Here is a 17,658-nt window from a genome sequence, read left to right as displayed (position 1 = left end):
GAAATAGACATTTTTGGTGTAGAGGCTTCTATGTGGATACAGTAGGAAAAAATAAGAATGCAATAGAAGAATATATAAAAAATCAACAGAATGAAGACATGATCGCCGACCAAATAAGTATTAAAGAATATATTGACCCTTTTAAGGGTGGCAGGTAACAGTTAAATTGCGGCTGGCGAGATTTTTATAGGTGCCTTAAGGCACAATGCTGGTAAAGTGCCCTTATAGGGCTTAAGAAAAACCACCAGCTAAGCTGGTGGATATTTATTATTACATTTCGCTTTTTTTATCTCTTGTCATTAATTCATATACTCCATATTTAGGATCTTTTCCTTCAAAGAGTACTCTATATAAAACATCAGTTATAGGCATAGATACACCTAGTTTTTCTTTTAGTTCATGAAAAGCCTTACAAGCCTTTATTCCCTCTACTACCATGCCAATTTCTTTTATTGCTTCTTCACTAGAAGCTCCTTTGCCTATTAAAATTCCAGCTCTTCTATTTCTACTATGCATACTAGTACAGGTAACAATTAAATCTCCCATACCAGTAAGTCCTGAAAAAGTCTCACTTTTGCCGCCTAAAGCTTCACCGATTCTAACAATTTCTTTCATTCCTCTAGTCATTAATGCAGCTTTTGCATTATCACCATAGCCTATACCATCACATATTCCAGCTGCTAGTGCAATTATATTTTTAACTGCACCTCCTATTTCAACGCCTACAATATCCTTATTGGTATATACTCTAAATTTACTAGTCATAAAAAGTTCTTGTATTTCTTCAGCATATTTTAAATCCTTTGAAGTTACAACTACAGTTGTAGGTATATCTTGGGCCACTTCTTCTGCATGACTTGGCCCTGATAAAATTACTACTGGATTCTCTGGTAATTCTTCATTTATAACTTCAGAAAGTCTTTTTCCGCTTTCTGCTTCTATCCCCTTTGCAATGCTTATTATTACAGTATCTTTTCCTATAATAGGTTTTATATCTCTACATATTATTCTTATAACATGAGAAGGCACTGCAAGCACCACATATCTATTATCTCCAATGGCTTCTTTTAAGCTACTAAAAGCAGTTACATTGGATGGAATAACAACACTCGGCACATATTTTATATTTTCATGTTTTTCATTAATGTCTTCTATAACCTGAGGGTTTCTGTCCCATATACTTACTTCAAGTCCTTTTTTAGCAAGCATTATTGCTAAAGCTGTTCCAAAACTTCCCCCACCAATAAAAGTAATTTTATCCACTACTTATCTTTTCTCTCTCTAAATTCTAGCTTAATTCCTGTGCCTGAGAAATCAAAGCTTTCTCTTAATTGATTTTCTAAGTATCTTTCATAAGAGAAATGTAGTGCCTGTGGGTTATTTACGAAAAACACAAAAGTTGGTGGTTTAGTTCCTATTTGAGTAACATAGTATATCTTAAGTCTTGTTAATCCAACCACTGGTGGTTCTTTCATCATTACAGCCTTACTTATAACATCATTTAATACTCCAGTTTTTATACGCTTGTTATAATTATCATAACACTCTTTAGCAAGCTCTAATACTTTATGTACCCTTTGACCAGTTTTAGCTGATATGAAAAGATACGGAGCATAGGACATAAATCCTAATTCAAATTGTAAATCCTTTTTAAATTTATTCATAGTATTAGTTTCTTTTTCTATTAAATCCCACTTATTAACTATAACCATAATAGCTTTACTCATTTCATGAGCATAACCTATGATTTTTTTGTCCTGCTCACTAATACCTGATTCAGCATCTATAAGTAATATACATAAATCTGCTCTTTCTATAGCTGCATAAGTTCTAACAACACTATATCTTTCTATTTCATCTTTAATCTTACTTCTTCTTCTTATTCCTGCTGTATCTACTAATATAAATTTTCCCTCTTCAGTTTCAAGATAACTGTCTACTGAGTCTCTTGTTGTTCCAGGAATATCACTTACTATGTTTCTATCTTCACCTAATAATTTATTTACTAAAGAAGATTTTCCTACATTTGGTCTTCCTACAAAAGCTATTCTTACATATTCATCTTCTTCCTCATTTAGCATAGCTTCATCAAAATTCTCTACTAATCTATCAAGCATATCTCCAAGACCTAATCCTTGAGAAGCTGATATAGTTATAGGATCCCCAATACCTAAATTATAAAACTCATAAGCATTATCCTCTTCTACAAGCCTATCTACTTTGTTAACTACTAAAACTACGGGCTTTTTACTTTTTCTAAGCATTAACGCAACTTCGCTATCTGCTGGAGTTACTCCATCTTTACCATCAACTAAGAATAAAATAACATCTGCAGTTTCTATAGCAATTTGTGCCTGTCTTCTCATTTGAGATACTATTACATCTTCGCTTTCAGGTTCAATACCGCCTGTATCTATAATTGTAAAATTATACTTTAACCATTCTGCTTCTGCATATATTCTATCTCTTGTTACCCCTGGTGTATCTTCTACTATGGATATTCTTCTTCCTGCTAATTTATTAAATAATGTGGATTTACCTACATTAGGTCTTCCAACAATTGCAACTATTGGTTTTCCCATATTCTAGTCCTCCTTACTATACATATTTATCTTTTCTATAAAATCTTCACCTGTGTATTCACAGACAATTATTTCTTTATTATAATGCTTTTCTAAATCCTCTACTGTAACATCATCTAAAAATACAGTGTCACCTGACCTTAACATATTTTTGGGTATTATAATATAATCTCCTGCCTGATCTTTCTTTAACTGTTCCATTATATCTTTACCAGTTATTAATCCTGCTACAGTAATATTTTCTCCAAAAAAGTTATTAATAATTTTTACTACATCTATCTTTATCTTATTATTTACATTCTCTATTTTTTTAGACGCATTATATAATTCATTATAGGCACTTTTTCCTGTAATAACAGTAAATTTACCACTTTTATCTTTAGATAAGTTTTTTAAGTCACTATCTATGTAATCTCTAAAAATTCTTATCATTCCCACTCCATCTTCTAGTTGATGGAATTCTTCATAAAATTCACTTGAAGGTATTTCTGCGTCAGCTGTAACATAAAACTCATCAGAAAGCCTTACAAAAGGTGTTCCTATTTCTTTTATATATTTTTCTTGAAGATCCCTTATATTTTTTAATTCTCTTGCGGCACTTTCTTTATCAAAAAGCTTAAGATTAGCAAGTCCCTGTCTATATTTGGTAATTCCTACAGGCACTACTGCTACATTTTCAACACTAGGATAAAGTTTATATAAATCCTCTACTGTTTTTACAAGTTCTTCGCCATCATTTATTCCAGGACATAATACTACTTGGCAGTTAATGCTTATACCAGCTTTGCTTAGCTTAACTAATCTCTCATATATACTTCCTGCAAATCTGTTATTTAACATCTGTTTTCTTAGTTCTGGATTAGTGGTGTGAACAGATACATTTATTGGACTTATTCTATATTTAATTATTCTATCTATATCTTCATCCTTCATATTAGTTAATGTAACAAAATTTCCTTGTAGAAAAGATAATCTAGAATCATCATCTTTAAAATATAAAGATTCTCTCATCCCTTTAGGAAGTTGATCTATAAAACAAAAAATACATTTGTTATGACAACTTTTTGCGTCATCCATTATAGATTTTTGAAATTCTACTCCTAAATCCTCCTGGTAGTCTTTTTCAATTTCTAGTTCCCACACTTCCCCATCATTTTTTTCTATTTCTATCTCTATATACTCATCTGCCATTAAAAATTTATAGTCTAATATATCCTTTACTTCTTCTCCGTTAATAGTAAGAAGTATATCCCCTACTTCTATACCTATTTCCTCTGCTAGGCTATTAGGGAGAATCTTAGAAATTATATTTTTCATATGTTCAACTCCTAGTTCGTATCCTTTATAACTAAAATATTCAATATCTGCCTTTAGTTATATTACATTAATCTTTATATTTAGTCAATTACTTAAAAAAGTGCCAAGCACTTTTTTTGTAGTAAAGTCTGTAAAAAAAAACACTCCTAAAAAGGAGTTGTTTTTTAAAAAAAGTTTCCTAATATAAAAACTACTGCAGCTGCAATAAGTGCGCAGACTGGAATAGTTATAACCCAAGCTTGTACTATATTCCTTGCTACTATCCATCTTACTGAAGACATTCTCTTAGATGCCGCAACTCCCATAATAGAAGTAGAAATAATATGAGTAGTACTTACTGGTGCATTAAACATTGTAGCTGTAAATATTACGGCTGCTGCTCCCGTTTCTGCAGCAAAACCATTTACTGGTGCAAGCTTTGCCATATTATGCCCCATAGTCTTTATAATCTTTTTACCACCTATCATAGTTCCTAACGCCATAGCAGCTGCACAACTTATCTTTACCCATTGAGGTATATAAAAGTAAGATATAATTCCTCCGCTTAAAAGAGCCATGGTAATAACACCCATAGATTTTTGAGCATCGTTTCCACCATGATTTAAAGCCATTAACATAGCTGATGCAACTTGAGCCTTAGAGAAAAATTTAGTTACCCAAGATGGTTTCTTATCTTTTAATAAGAAATTTAATATATTCATAAATATATATCCTATAATAAATCCTATGATTGGTGATAGGAATAACCATAATACTACTTTCCATAAAAAATTCACCCAATAAATTATTGTAAAAGATTTAGCAGAAGTTATAGCAGCTCCTATAAGTCCTCCAATTAGGGCATGAGAAGAACTGCTTGGAATTCCAAAATACCAAGTTAATAAGTTCCATATGATTGCAGCTAGAAGTCCTGAGATAACAACGTGTTGAGAAATAATACTAGGATCTATAAGTCCTTTTCCTATAGTTTGCGCAACCTTAACATTCATAAAGGCACCTGCAAAATTGAAAAATGCAGACATTAAAACTGCTTCTTTCATTGTAAGAACTCTTGTAGATACAGATGTAGCTATAGCATTAGCACTATCGTGGAATCCATTTATAAAATCAAAAATTAATGCCAATACAACTATTGCTATTGTTAGAGCAAAACTACCACTAAGCATTCTTCATTACTACCCCTTCTATAACATTAGCTACATCCTCACAAACATCTAATGTATCTTCTAAGAACTGGTATATCTCTCTCCACTTTATAACTTCTAAAACTTCAATTTCTCCAGTAAAAATATTTCTTATTGCAGTTCTTGAAACTTTATCTCCTTCTGTTTCAAGTCTATTTATTTCAATTATTAATTCCTTAATATTTTTATTTTCCTTCATATTTCTTATTTCTTTCATAAGGGGAATTATTTCCTTACAGCAACTTGAAATCATACTACTTAATTTTTTTGCATCATCTGTAGCATAATTTACATTATACATAACAAATCTACTTGCTGTTGATTCGATATAATCAATTATATCATCCATGTATTTAGCTATCATATAAATATCTTCTCTATCAAATGGTGTTAAAAATGTTTGATTCAATTGCTCAAGTATTTGATGTTGAAGAGCATCTCCTTCATGTTCCACATCTTTTATCTTCTTAAGCTTTTCTTCACTATCGCTTAAATCTTCTAAAAATTCTTCTAACATGTTTGCTGCTTTTAACGCTGTTTCTGCAACCTTATCAAATAATTGAAAAAATTTGTCGTCCTTTTGGGCCTTTTTAAACATTTTACTCCTCCTAATTATACATCATTTAATTTACTTTTAAAGTATATCACAAATTACTACAATTTTGAACATAAAATTATAGGATAAAATGTCTAGTTTTAAATTGTATTTGCACCCGTTAATGTAAATAATAGTATATTTATAAGCTAATTTAGGAACTTTTTTCAATATTTTTAGCTATTTCTTCCAAGTCCTTATTCTTTAGTGCAGCTTCCACTAATTGTGGTAATACATTTGGCGTAGCCCCAAAAGTAGGTATATTAAAACTGGCAAATTTTTTAGCTAACCCTTCATCGTAATCTGGTACTCCATTATCTGATATAGCTAATAAACATATAACCGTCACTCCAGCTTCCTTCATATCCCTTACTCTTCTTATTAAATCCGCTTCATTTCCACCTTCATAAAGATCAGAAATAAGTATGAAAATAGTTTTTTTAGGTTCAGTTATAAATTTCTCACAGTATGTTACAGATTTATTTATATTTGTTCCTCCGCCTAATTGTATTCCAAAAATCATATCCACTGGATCATTTTCACATTCCTCACTTAAATCTACCACTGCTGTATCAAATGCAACTACATGAGTTTTAAAGGCTCTTATACTAGCAAATATAGATCCTACAATTGAAGCATAAATAGCTGATTCCGCCATAGAACCACTTTGGTCTATATCTAGTATTATTGTCCAATTGTTTGAATCCCTTGCACGATTGAAGTAATAAAATTTTTCTGGAATAATTTTTTTCTGCTCTATATTATAATTTTTTAAATTTTTACTTATGGTATATTTCCAATCAATAGCTTTAAGTGAAGGAATAGGCGAATGTTCTCTTTTATTTATAGCTCCAGCTACTGCTTTTACTATATCATTTTTTAATCTTTCTTCTATATCTTCTACTACTCTCTTAACTAATTCTCTTGCTGTATCTTTTGTTCCTTCTGGAATTTGATCCTTAAGAGCTAAAAGTGTAGCTACCATGGAAATATCCGGTTTAACATCTTTTAAAACTTCTGGTTCAAATATAAGTTGTGTTAAATTTTTTCTTTCTATAGCATCATTTTGTATTATAGATACAGTATCCTGAGGAAAATATTTTCTAATATCACCAAGCCATTTAGCAAGTCTTGGTGATGACTTAGCAAGACTTGCACCTTTGGAATTATTATCTTCTATACTTGAAGAAGTATCATCATATATGGCTGATAATGCTTCATCCATAATTTCCTCATCACTATCTAGAAAAAATCCTCCTTCATCATAATCCTGAAAGGTTTTTTCACTTTCACTTCCCAGTATTAGTCTCCATCGTTTTAACTTCTTTTTATCCATATTATATATCTCCAAAATCAAAATCTTCTAAGTCCTCAAAGGATTCCTCATTTATTTCCTCTAAAGTATTTAAAAATTCTTCCTCTGATTCCTCATTATTTATATTCCAAACCTCCCCTAAATTTTCACTAATGCATCTTTTATGCTCAGGAGTAAATTCACTAAATGTTCTTCTTAAAAATACTAATGCCCTACGGAACTCCTCATCATCTAAAAAGCTTATATATTCATCTAGTTTTTCTAAAATAACAAGTTTTGAAACAAGGGTATAGTGGTTTCTTGAAGCTAATCCCTCAAACCATCCTGCGCCTAAATCCACATCTACTCCTAGTGATAACCTACGGGATATTTCTATAGATAATTTTTCATCAGATATTTCATTCTCTTCTAATAAAATTCCAGCAGCATATCCTGAAAGTTTAGGATTTCTGTCATCTCTATCTGAAAGTTCTATAAGCTTTTCAGTCCAAAGCTCATTATTCAAATTAATACTAGAATCTGCAACTATTGAATTAATATCACATATTGCAGTAATCATTTCTTTTGCCCTATCATCATTACAATTACAAGAATGTATTAATAAAAGGTTTAATCTAAGAAATAACTGTTCTACTATTTCAGTTAAACTACTAGTATCAATTTTTCTTAAACTACCAAAGTTTATTACCTGATAAATATTTTTAAGAGTCTTAGCTATCTTAACAAAATCCCCTGCATCTATAGATAACCCTTGAACTATACTTTTACCATCCTCAACAGCTTTTTCCATTCCACATTTGCAGGCCATTAAAATAAGCTCTGAAGCCTCTTTGATATCTTCACATTCCTTAAGTAATTGATCTAATTTAAAGGCTATAGCAAGTTCTACACTATTCCCAAGTAAAACTGCTTCTACCAGCTGAATTTCAGATTCTGGAGTCCATTTTAGTATCCATTCCTCTTTCCAACTAGCCTTATCTTGGGAAGCATCTCTTTCCACAGCAAAATCTATATTTAATACTTTAAGCCTATTTAAAAATTCAGATCTTCTTAAATCTAAAAATGCCAGCTTCTCTGATTTAACTCTTCTATTTTCTCTTAAGTCTAAAACTAAGTCCTGTGAAACAGTACTCTTATATTTTTCAAGATTTAATTCCTTAAGTTTTCTATAAAAATCATCTTGTATAGGAGTTTGACTTACTCCCTCCTCTATGTGTCCAATTTCAGTTCCTATTTCAATTTTAGCCATAGCTTCAGCTACTACAGCTCTCTTTCCTTGTCCCAAACATACAGTACAAGCATCTTGAAGATCTATTAATGTAGGTGTTTTCCCTCCATGTAAATATGCTAATGACTTTGCAAGTCTAACACCTTCTATTACTTCTGCTGGCGATCTATAAGTTCCAGACTGTCTTAAATGGTTTACTAGAGTTGTAAAATATAATGAAGACAGTTTATCTAAATCATTGCTTATTAAACATTCCCACATTAACTTAAAATAAAATGGAGCTTTATTACCTGCACCATATCCCGCTTGCCTTGACAATCTATAATAGGAATAAGGCATTAAAGTAATATTTGTTTTTAGCCTTGGTAAAGCATTTATCTCTTCATCACCCATAGGAGTTAAATCCATATTTAGTGCAGAAGCATGATATGCTCCTGTTACAACAACTATTTTATCTGGTTTATGTCCAGATAAAATAGTATTTTTAATTTGTCTTCTCATAAATGCTTCTCTAATTAAATTTCTGGCATACTCTTTTTTATCATGTATCGCTTCACTTTCTTCTGTTAAATTTCTAATTTCCATACAAAATTTAAAAATTGCTTCTCTATAGGTTTCTAAATCTTTAATATGTTCAAAATTCCTTTCCCAATAAGTCTCATAATTTGGTTCATTAGAAAGTTCAGCTATCTTTTCATATATCAAATTTTCATAATGTATGTATTGTAAACTACTCTTCTCATCATCTAATATATTTTCATCTTCTTTATCGTGAGCATCTAGCATTAAGCATACATCTGATGGTAAGTCTATAAATGCTGAATAACAATTGTTTTTGCTTGCCCATAATAAAGCTTGATATTCTGGAGAATAAGAAGCAATGGGATATAATATAGTTTTAACTGGTACACTATCCGTATAAGCAAGTATTGCTAATGGAGCTTTATTTTTGGCATTAACAATGGACTTAATGTGTTCATTTGCATCCTGCAACCCCTCAATTAATACTGCTGTAGGTTTTATTTTTTCTAGAAATTCTATCAAATGATATGAACTACCAGGAGAAAGATGACGAACTCCAAAAACATTTACATTTTCCATTATCTATTTAGCTCCTTGCAAGCTCTATATAAATTTTGCCACTCCGCTCCTCTTTTTCTCATTACATTTTCTAGATATTCCTTCCATGCCATTTTATCCTTATCTTCATCTTTAACTACTGCTCCCTGAAGCCCTGCTGCAATATCAATATCCTGAATTTCACCATTTCCAAAGCTTCCTGCAAGAGCCATACTATTTGTTAAAAGAGAAATAGCTTCTGCTGTGGAAATAACTCCACTAGGTGATTTAAGTTTCATGCTCTTATCTACAGTAGTTCCTTCTCTAAGCTCTCTAAATATTGTTACTATCTTTGATATAGCATCTTCTGTTGGAAGTGACGCTTGAAGATCAAGACCAGCTGAAATTTCCTCTACTCTTTTTCTTACTATTTCCACTTCAGTTTTTATATTTTTAGGTGTAGTTAAAACAATAATATTAAAACGTCTTTTAAGTGCTGAAGACATATCATTTACACCTTTGTCCCTAGTATTAGCTGTTGCTATTATAGAAAATCCTTTTTTAGCATGAATTTCTGTATTAAGCTCTGGTATAGCTATATTTTTTTCAGAAAGAATGGATATTAAAGCATCTTGAACTTCTGATGCACAACGTGAAATTTCCTCTACTCTTGCAATTTGTCCATTTTCCATAGCTCTAAATACAGGCGTTTTAACTAATGCTTCCTCTGTTGGACCGTTAGAAAGCAACATAGCATAATTCCATGAATATCTAATCTGTTCTTCAGTAGTACCAGCAGTTCCTTGAACTACCTTACAGGAGTCTCCATGAATTGCTGCTGAAAGGTTTTCTGACAGCCAAGATTTTGCAGTTCCAGGCTCTCCTATTAAAAGTAGCGCTCTATCTGTTACTAAAGTTGCAATGGCAATTTCAACTAATCTTTCATTTCCTATGTATTTAGGGGTTATTTGAGTTTTTCCTACAGTACCACCTAGAATAAAAGTTCTAACAGACTTTGGGGACATCTGCCATCCCTCTGGCACAGGATCTTTTTCAGCTTTAATTAAAGCTTTAATTTCTTTTTCATATAATTTTTCTGCTGGTAAACGCATTACCTTATTGTCTGCCTTTTTCATTTTTACAACTCCTAAAATTCAATATTTTTTACTTTATTCTATTTAAGACATCTTCCATTGTAATCAGTCTTGTAGCTTCAAATGAATTACTAACATATCTATCACTATTCCTTGAATCATTTATAAACTTTTTCAAGTCTTCTCTATAACTTTCAGGTAAATAAGGAATAAATAACAACATTTCATCCATAGTACTAAAACTTCTTGGATTCTTTAAATCTTCCAAAATAGCTTCATACGCTTGCTCATGTCCGATCTTTATTAGTCCTATAGCAACATCCATAAAAGCAATTGAATATTCTCTAAACCTTGCTCTAACATCTTTTTTAATATCTTGGAAATTTTTCATTTTATTAACCATAAATTCTACGGTATCAGTATCTTCTTTATCTATAGTATAAGCAAGCAGTCCATAGGCTTTATATTCTTTAAATATGTTAACCCATCTTTTATCAAAGTCTTTCTTAACAGGTTGTAACATGATTTTAATTTCATCTTCTTCTAAATTTCTATACCAACCGTGTCTAGCACAATTTTTATCTCCATATCCTAAATACCAAGAAAAATGCTGCAATACGCTTTCTAAAATCTCTTTTTTTATGGATTTATTTATAAAATAAGGACTATATATTTCATATACTTCTTCTTGTTTTCTATTATTTAAAGAAACTCTAAAAGCTACATCAAAAATTCTGCCTTCATTTCTTTCTTTTCTACTTTCTATCAATTCTAAAATTTCTTCTGGAATATTTTCATATTCTGCTATACAATTAACCACATATCTTTCTACTGCCATAACATTACGATATTCTATTTTATGCCAATCCACCATAATGTCTTCTTCTACACATTTTATTAAAAACTGAAATGCTTCTTCACTTTTATGAATCCTTAGTTCTTTTAATATTTCAATTATCTTCTCAAGATTAGTAGGAGTATTCTTTTTAACCATTTTTTCATAAACATCTTTTAATCCTGTAATTAAAACATCAGAGTGATTTAAAATACCTTGTTCATAGTTTTCTAAATAATTTTCTTCCATAGCCTCTAAAACTATATTATAGTCACTCTTTTTAATAGCGTTCTTTAATTCTGCCCTTGCCTCTTCTGAATTTATTTTTACAAGACCCAAATAAGCTGCCTTTCTAACATCTTTTGCTCTTGACTTTACCTGTTCTAATAAAATCTCTGTTTTTGCCTTCTCCAGTAAAGACCCTTCTACATCATTGAAATTACCCAAAATATTTATAGCTTCAATTTTAACTTCTTTAGAACTATCCTCTAATAAATCAATACAAAATTCTCTTCCCTCATGTCCTAAAGCTTTAGCCATAAGCCTAAGCCTTAATGCATCTCCTTTTTTTCCTTGGTTATTAAAAGTCTCCTGTAAAAGAGAAAATGGAATTTCATCATTATCTGAAGAAAGCTTATCATAAATAAGTTGGCCTATTTCCGCATATTTGTCATCTAACCCCTTTATTAATAAAGGAAGTAATCTAGTATCTGAAAAAACTCCTTCTCTAAACCCCTCTTCTATAACTGCGTAGCGTCCTCCACCATTGCTAGTTAAAGCCTCAACTACTGGTTCTATCTTAAGGTTTTGGGTACATGTATTTATTTTCTTATTACATCCCTGTAAAACTTCTATTTCTCCTTCTATACCTGTTTGTGCTTGAGTAAGTACTATGGCATTTACTAAGGTTGATAGAGCTATTAAATTATCTCCACTTTCCTCTTTTTGTGAATTTAAAAGTTTTTGTATTCTATCTGAAACCATTTTGAATGGTTTTATCTTTTCACCAATCTTTTCAAATTTAGGCAATAATTTTTCAAGTTTAAAATTACCTATAGAAAGATCACTTCCTGCTACAGCTAACTCTGTACATTCCTTCTGTAATTCTATTAATAATTCTCTACTCATAATTTCCTCCTAATAAGTAAGTCTTATAATTTCTTTCTCAGTAAGTATGCTAAGCGGATATACTTCTAAGCTTCTAGTTTGGATATTATAATGAAATTTTACTAGCATAACTCCATCCTTCATATAGTTAAAATTAAGTAAAGGTAATATTCTACATCCTGTTTTATAACCTAAATTAGATTCATCTCCATTTAAAACTAATCTATTTCCTTCTCCGTCTTCTATTACCCAATTATTTTCTACTTTTCCTATGTTGCTGTACCTTAAAAGCATACTAGGCATTTTACTTACTAAAGGATTTTTAATATAATTCTTTACCTTCTTTATAACATCAGCATAGGATTTTTCACCATAACTAAAAGCTTTTTCATAATGTTTCTGCTGCATTTCTTTTATGATTATTTCTTCCCATCTAACTCTTAGATTTAACTCTCCAGGATATATGTATAAAGTAGGAATCTCTAATAAACAGTTTGGTGCATATTCGCCTTCAGCATCAGATTTTCTCCTAACTGGACGATAATTATAAGTATTTCTTATTTCCCCTGTATTTAAATCTAAAAAGATTCCTTCATCTATATATTCCTCCCTAGCAGTATCAACATATGAAGAAAATGAAAGTTGTACTAAATTAACATCCTTTTTTGATTGTCCTAATTCCTCTAGTTCTGTAAGTTTCCATGCATGTCCTAATAATTCTTCTATATCAGAGCTTATAGAAAGATTCAGCTCTTCATCCTCTAACCTATTTTCCAAATGCTTCTTACCTTCTTTTACAAGAGATTTTAAATATATTGCTTGCATTAAAGCATTTTCATTATCCACTTCATTATCTAAAATCATTTCAATAAGTCTTTTAAGCTCTGACTGAGCCCCTGGTATATAATAGTTTCCTAGTTCCTTTAATTGAGAACTTAGTTCTTTTATATTTTCCTTATGTATACTCCCAAATCCCTGCTTTAAAATACCTTTAACTATTTTATCTAAAAGCTCAATTCCCTCTAATTGAGCTTTTATTTTTTTCTTTATAGCAGATTTATTCTTCTTAGCAGGAACTTTCTTCTTTTCTATTTTATTTTGCTCCCTTTTTTCAATTTTTCCTCTCTTTTCGATAATATCTTCTGGTATATTATCAATTGTAAATTCCTTGCCGTCAGCAAATGCGTACATAAGACCTAAAGTGTGCTTACAAGGAAATTGTTTGCTTGGACAGCTACATCTAAATATTGGATTACTTTCATTTATAAAATCCGCAGAACATATGTAGTTGTTCTTTCCGCTTCCTTTGCATTCTCCAAATATTATAGATTCATCTTCGGATTTGTTAAGTTTTATAAAAGATCCATCTCTTGATAATTTGTTTCCATTTTTCATAGCACTAGCATTAGTTGCAAGGGAATCTATATATTCCTTACTCAAATTTATCATTGTATCAACTTCCCTTCATTGAATATTTCTAATAAAATTAAATTTTCTTTATTTAAAACCATGTTTTCCTAAATACTATTAAAGTCTTTAAACAAAGTTTTACTACATTAGCTGTTTCATTTACTATTTTCATAATTCCTATTAAATATACTATTTTTCTTCTTGTTTCGCCATAAAATGGTTATATTTCTATTTTTATAATAATATATTTAAAATCATTATTCAACATTTTTTTGATATAACTTATGATTTTACTATATAATGAGCTTAAAATTTAAGACCCTACACTATTGTATAGGGTCTTAAGCAAATATTAGTATTATAATTTTAACGCTCCATGAGGACATGCTGCTACGCATTTACTACATCCAATACATTTTTCTTCATTTATAACAATATTCCCAGAAAAAAATCCAGTCTTTTTAAATTCTATAGCACGAGCAGGACAAGCTCTTTTCGCTGCACAAAATGGTGAGCTATCACACCTATCTTTTATCAATTTTACTTTTTTCATTCTATCTCTTCCTTTCTTAATATACCCATACAGGGTATATTAAGATTGTACAAGAACATTATGTTTTAGTCAATTGTAAAATACTTCCTGTCCATCCCTAGGTTTTTTGCACTATCTAGGATGGAGATAAAAATTAATAATAACCTATCCAATCTTATAATTTAAAATAAGAATAGTGCTATATCTTCCCCTGGCTTAAACCCCCACTGTTTAAATCTACAAATAGTATCATTAATAACTTCTATATAATTATCTTTAGAAGCTTCCATATCCATCTCATCTAATAAGGAACCACCTAATCTCTTTTTAATATATTCAGCAGCTCTGTACATAGCATTAAAAGCTTCTAGTGTACTTGAAGTTCTTGCAATATCCATAACAAAAACTAAATCATCAAAGATATCTTCGGCTATTGTATGTAACCAAAAAAATCCTGGATCAGTTGTGGTGGAAATACTAAATAAATAATCATCACCAAACTGTGACTTATTTTCTGCATGAAAAATATCCATGTCTCCCCACTGTATGCCTAAACATAACATTACATCCCATATATCCTTACCCTTATAAGGTCTATCTTCATCTGATACCAATTTTAAAACTATATTATGCTCAAACATTTCTTCCTTTTGAAAAAACTCACTTATTTTATTCCCCTTATTTATTGCCATTTCTATACTTTCTCTAGGAATAATTTTAACATCGCCTATAGTTTTAAATTTTCTCTCAATTTTTCCTATATAATTTTCAAGTTCCTCATATGTAACACAAACTTCATTATCTACATTATCATAAATATCAATGCAAATACTTATCTTATCATATATACAAGGGCCCTCTTTTCTTCTTCCAACACTTGCCCATACATTTAAATCTTTAACGTGTCCATATACAATATATCCACTTAAAAGTCTTATTATATCTTCATCTGACATTGTAAAATGATTAAACTCTACATCAACCAACCAATAAAAATCTTCATTTGGCTCTCTAACTATTAAATTTCCAACTTGTTTTATAGGAGTATCTTCATTACTAACATTTAATAGAAATGACATATCTTCTGTTCCTTTATCTGGTAAACCCATATCCATTTTACCCCTCCTAGATTACTTTACTTTATCTATTTCCCGCAGCATGCCTATTACTAGGATTAATATCTAATACTATTCTTTCTGGTTTAACCAATGAAAACTCATGCTGACATTTCCACCTCTGTCCTGGTCTAATCCCTTCTATTGTATGTCCATCTTCTATAACATCACCATTTTCAAATAAATAATATGCATAATTATATAAAAGAGGTCCAACTTCTCCTGGATCTAAATCTATAAAATGACATTGTAAATCTGGAATTCCAAGTGCAGCTAAACCTAGTGTATCCATTAACATTTCATTTTCAGCACCATCATTTATATTAAAAAATCTTACATTTACTGCTCCATACAAATATCCTAATTTCGATCCATCCTTTTGTGACTCAATATATGCAGCTGGATTAACAATTTGTCCACTAGGAACCCAGTTAATAGCTGTGCATGGAAATTCTTCAATAATAGCAACTAAAAGTTTTTGAAATAACTCTAATCTATCTTTATATATAAGTCCTGCTGCCATCATATCTGAAACTAAAACAGAATACTTACATTTTTTAATTCCATCTTCTGCTTCTCTCCATTCCCATGATTGTTGAATACTACCTTCAAATGATTGTACTTCCACTTCCTTATTAGTTTTAGCAATTATACATTGGGCTGGTAATTTTTTATTATCTTTATATTCAACAAGGTAATCGTGAAAAATGAAAGATGTTAACCCATTATCTTTTGATTCAGTTAATACTTCTATATTTCCACAACTTTTTGTTAATCTTTTTAGTAAAGATTCCGTAGAAAAATTAGGCATTTGTTCATATAGTAACTCAACATTATATACTGCTCTAAAACCATCCTCAATTATTTCTTGTTCTTCAATGTTTTCTTGTTTTTGATCTTTGTTCTTTTTCCATCCAAACATAGACTATTCTCCTTTTTAAGTTTAATATAACCATCCAATTATTCCATTATTTATCGATAACTATTTACCAATTCTTAACTAAGTCATTCATTTTCAATATATTGTTCCAATTGTCGGAAAAATTAAATATAAACTAATTTCAATACTTCTACATAAATTATTTAAATATAACCCTTTCCCATGCTAAAATATATAATATATAAATATTTTTTATATTTTATGTTTATGCTTTTAAACAAATTAGCTATGTCATAATAAAACGAACTATATTCAGGAGGTTAATTATGTATGATGTTGTAGCTTTAGGAGAATTATTAATTGATTTCACACCTAATGGAAAGTCTGAAAAGGGATGTAATATGTTTGAACAAAATCCTGGTGGCGCTCCTGCTAATGTTTTAGCCCTTTTAGCTAAATTGGGTAAGAAAACCGCCTTTATTGGAAAGGTAGGAGAAGACCAATTTGGTCTATTTCTAAAAAATACACTTAAAAATCTTAATATTGATACTACAGGATTAGCTCTCTCAAAAGAATTTAATACAACCCTAGCATTTGTACATCTTAATGATAATGGAGATAGAACTTTTAGTTTTTACAGAAATCCTGGAGCAGATATGATGCTTACAAAAGATGAATTAAGATTAGATTTAATTTATAATACAAAAATATTTCACTTTGGTTCTCTTTCATTAACAAAAGAACCTGCCATATCTGCTACTTTTAAAGCATTAGATTATGCTAAAGCAAAAGATAAGCTTATATCTTATGATCCTAATTTAAGGCCTGCTTTATGGGACAACCTAGATTTTGCAAAAGCCCAAATAACAAAAGGACTATATTATGCTGACATTTTGAAGGTTTCAGAAGAAGAACTACTATTTATTACTGACATTTCTGATATGGAAAAAGCTACAAGATATCTATTAGATAATTATGACATAAAGTTTATATTCGTTACTTTGGGAGAAAAAGGATGTTTTTATCGATATGGTGATAATTACGGAATTGTAGAACCTTTTAAAGTAACTCCAGTAGACACAACTGGTGCTGGCGATTCTTTTCTTGGTGCAGTATTATATAAATTAATGGATAAAGATATTAATAATTTACCTATAGATGAATTAATAAAAATTGTAAGATTTGCAAGTGCAGTAGGAGCCCTAGTTACTACAAAGAGAGGTTCTCTTTCTATAATGCCAGATTTAAATTCCATTAATAATATGTTAAATAAATAAAAAAACACTAAGTAAATTGCTTAGTGTTTTTTATAATTACCTGGCGACGACTTACTCTCCCACAAAGCCTCCCTTGCAGTACCATCAGCGCTTCAAAGCTTAACCTTCGTGTTCGGTATGGGAACGGG

At 30.5% G+C, this 17,658-nt stretch carries 15 protein-coding genes and 1 rRNA gene; 2 read left to right on the top strand and 14 right to left on the bottom strand.

Annotated features, from left to right (window positions below):
• On the top strand, positions 1 to 158 hold a 158-nt coding region (locus T514_RS25290), incomplete at its 5' end, for a transposase (RefSeq protein ID WP_207640962.1).
• Between the two features lie 112 nt (positions 159 to 270).
• On the opposite strand, the gene T514_RS0121560 is transcribed toward T514_RS25290, so the two are convergent.
• The 13 genes from T514_RS0121560 to T514_RS0121500 form a co-directional block, all read right to left on the bottom strand.
• Positions 271 to 1,263: an NAD(P)H-dependent glycerol-3-phosphate dehydrogenase gene (locus T514_RS0121560; protein ID WP_027626612.1), complete on the bottom strand. Its 993-nt coding sequence runs from the start codon at positions 1,261 to 1,263 to the stop codon at positions 271 to 273.
• Entirely contained in the window at positions 1,263 to 2,582 is a 1,320-nt protein-coding gene (gene der, locus T514_RS0121555; protein ID WP_027626611.1) for a ribosome biogenesis GTPase Der, read from the bottom strand. The genes T514_RS0121560 and der overlap by 1 nt, the downstream gene beginning before the upstream one ends.
• A gap of 3 nt (positions 2,583 to 2,585) precedes the next feature.
• Entirely contained in the window at positions 2,586 to 3,899 is a 1,314-nt protein-coding gene (locus T514_RS0121550; protein ID WP_027626610.1) for a radical SAM protein, read from the bottom strand.
• Positions 3,900 to 4,063: 164 nt separating this feature from the next.
• A complete protein-coding gene (locus tag T514_RS0121545) occupies positions 4,064 to 5,065 on the bottom strand; it encodes an inorganic phosphate transporter (RefSeq protein ID WP_027626609.1) in 1,002 nt (333 codons plus the stop codon).
• The gene (locus tag T514_RS0121540) at positions 5,058 to 5,681 is read right to left on the bottom strand and encodes a DUF47 domain-containing protein (RefSeq protein ID WP_027626608.1); all 624 of its coding nucleotides are present in this window, start codon (positions 5,679 to 5,681) and stop codon (positions 5,058 to 5,060) included. The genes T514_RS0121545 and T514_RS0121540 overlap by 8 nt, the downstream gene beginning before the upstream one ends.
• A 151-nt stretch (positions 5,682 to 5,832) precedes the next feature.
• Complete coding sequence (locus tag T514_RS0121535; protein WP_034869929.1) at positions 5,833 to 7,014, bottom strand: VWA domain-containing protein; 1,182 nt, start codon at positions 7,012 to 7,014, stop codon at positions 5,833 to 5,835.
• A 1-nt stretch (position 7,015) separates the two neighbouring features.
• Positions 7,016 to 9,322, bottom strand: a complete 2,307-nt coding sequence (locus T514_RS0121530) for a DUF5682 family protein (protein WP_027626606.1) — start codon at positions 9,320 to 9,322, stop codon at positions 7,016 to 7,018.
• On the bottom strand, positions 9,322 to 10,416 hold the full coding sequence (locus tag T514_RS0121525; protein WP_027626605.1) for an AAA family ATPase: 1,095 nt from the start codon (positions 10,414 to 10,416) through the stop codon (positions 9,322 to 9,324). The genes T514_RS0121530 and T514_RS0121525 overlap by 1 nt, the downstream gene beginning before the upstream one ends.
• 28 nt (positions 10,417 to 10,444) lie before the next feature.
• Positions 10,445 to 12,337 carry a HEAT repeat domain-containing protein gene (locus tag T514_RS0121520; protein ID WP_027626604.1) on the bottom strand — a complete coding sequence of 631 codons (1,893 nt, stop codon included), beginning with the start codon at positions 12,335 to 12,337 and terminating at the stop codon, positions 10,445 to 10,447.
• A 9-nt stretch (positions 12,338 to 12,346) separates the two neighbouring features.
• The gene (locus tag T514_RS0121515; protein WP_027626603.1) at positions 12,347 to 13,765 is read right to left on the bottom strand and encodes an SWIM zinc finger family protein; all 1,419 of its coding nucleotides are present in this window, start codon (positions 13,763 to 13,765) and stop codon (positions 12,347 to 12,349) included.
• Positions 13,766 to 14,084: 319 nt separating this feature from the next.
• Positions 14,085 to 14,279: a 4Fe-4S binding protein gene (locus tag T514_RS0121510; protein ID WP_027626602.1), complete on the bottom strand. Its 195-nt coding sequence runs from the start codon at positions 14,277 to 14,279 to the stop codon at positions 14,085 to 14,087.
• 161 nt (positions 14,280 to 14,440) lie between these two features.
• Positions 14,441 to 15,373, bottom strand: a complete 933-nt coding sequence (locus tag T514_RS0121505; RefSeq protein WP_051542246.1) for a cell division protein ZipA C-terminal FtsZ-binding domain-containing protein — start codon at positions 15,371 to 15,373, stop codon at positions 14,441 to 14,443.
• Positions 15,374 to 15,398: 25 nt separating this feature from the next.
• On the bottom strand, positions 15,399 to 16,295 hold the full coding sequence (locus tag T514_RS0121500; protein WP_027626600.1) for a DUF4261 domain-containing protein: 897 nt from the start codon (positions 16,293 to 16,295) through the stop codon (positions 15,399 to 15,401).
• Between the two features lie 284 nt (positions 16,296 to 16,579).
• Between T514_RS0121500 and T514_RS0121495 the strand changes: the two genes are divergently transcribed.
• The gene (locus T514_RS0121495) at positions 16,580 to 17,530 is read left to right on the top strand and encodes a carbohydrate kinase family protein (RefSeq protein WP_027626599.1); all 951 of its coding nucleotides are present in this window, start codon (positions 16,580 to 16,582) and stop codon (positions 17,528 to 17,530) included.
• A gap of 38 nt (positions 17,531 to 17,568) precedes the next feature.
• Here the strand turns inward: T514_RS0121495 and rrf are convergent.
• A 5S ribosomal RNA gene (gene rrf / locus T514_RS25950) occupies positions 17,569 to 17,658 on the bottom strand; the annotation flags it as partial.

It is taken from the genome of Clostridium lundense DSM 17049 (genome assembly GCF_000619945.1).
Classification (GTDB): domain Bacteria; phylum Bacillota; class Clostridia; order Clostridiales; family Clostridiaceae; genus Clostridium_AO; species Clostridium_AO lundense.
The sequence above is the reverse complement of the archived record's forward strand: the minus strand, read 5'-3'. Positions and strand labels throughout refer to the sequence as shown.

Excerpts from the sequence above, each read along its gene's own strand:
- T514_RS0121545 (WP_027626609.1), bottom strand. The coding sequence starts at position 5,065 with ATGCTTAGTGGTAGTTTTGCTCTAACAATAGCAATAGTTGTATTGGCA.
- T514_RS0121535 (WP_034869929.1), bottom strand. The coding sequence starts at position 7,014 with ATGGATAAAAAGAAGTTAAAACGATGGAGACTAATACTGGGAAGTGAA.
- der (WP_027626611.1), bottom strand. The coding sequence starts at position 2,582 with ATGGGAAAACCAATAGTTGCAATTGTTGGAAGACCTAATGTAGGTAAA.
- T514_RS0121550 (WP_027626610.1), bottom strand. The coding sequence starts at position 3,899 with ATGAAAAATATAATTTCTAAGATTCTCCCTAATAGCCTAGCAGAGGAA.
- T514_RS0121510 (WP_027626602.1), bottom strand. The coding sequence starts at position 14,279 with ATGAAAAAAGTAAAATTGATAAAAGATAGGTGTGATAGCTCACCATTT.
- T514_RS0121530 (WP_027626606.1), bottom strand. The coding sequence starts at position 9,322 with ATGGAAAATGTAAATGTTTTTGGAGTTCGTCATCTTTCTCCTGGTAGT.
- T514_RS0121500 (WP_027626600.1), bottom strand. The coding sequence starts at position 16,295 with ATGTTTGGATGGAAAAAGAACAAAGATCAAAAACAAGAAAACATTGAA.
- T514_RS0121495 (WP_027626599.1), top strand. The coding sequence starts at position 16,580 with ATGTATGATGTTGTAGCTTTAGGAGAATTATTAATTGATTTCACACCT.
- T514_RS0121540 (WP_027626608.1), bottom strand. The coding sequence starts at position 5,681 with ATGTTTAAAAAGGCCCAAAAGGACGACAAATTTTTTCAATTATTTGAT.
- T514_RS0121525 (WP_027626605.1), bottom strand. The coding sequence starts at position 10,416 with ATGAAAAAGGCAGACAATAAGGTAATGCGTTTACCAGCAGAAAAATTA.
- T514_RS0121515 (WP_027626603.1), bottom strand. The coding sequence starts at position 13,765 with ATGATAAATTTGAGTAAGGAATATATAGATTCCCTTGCAACTAATGCT.
- T514_RS0121505 (WP_051542246.1), bottom strand. The coding sequence starts at position 15,373 with ATGGATATGGGTTTACCAGATAAAGGAACAGAAGATATGTCATTTCTA.
- T514_RS0121520 (WP_027626604.1), bottom strand. The coding sequence starts at position 12,337 with ATGAGTAGAGAATTATTAATAGAATTACAGAAGGAATGTACAGAGTTA.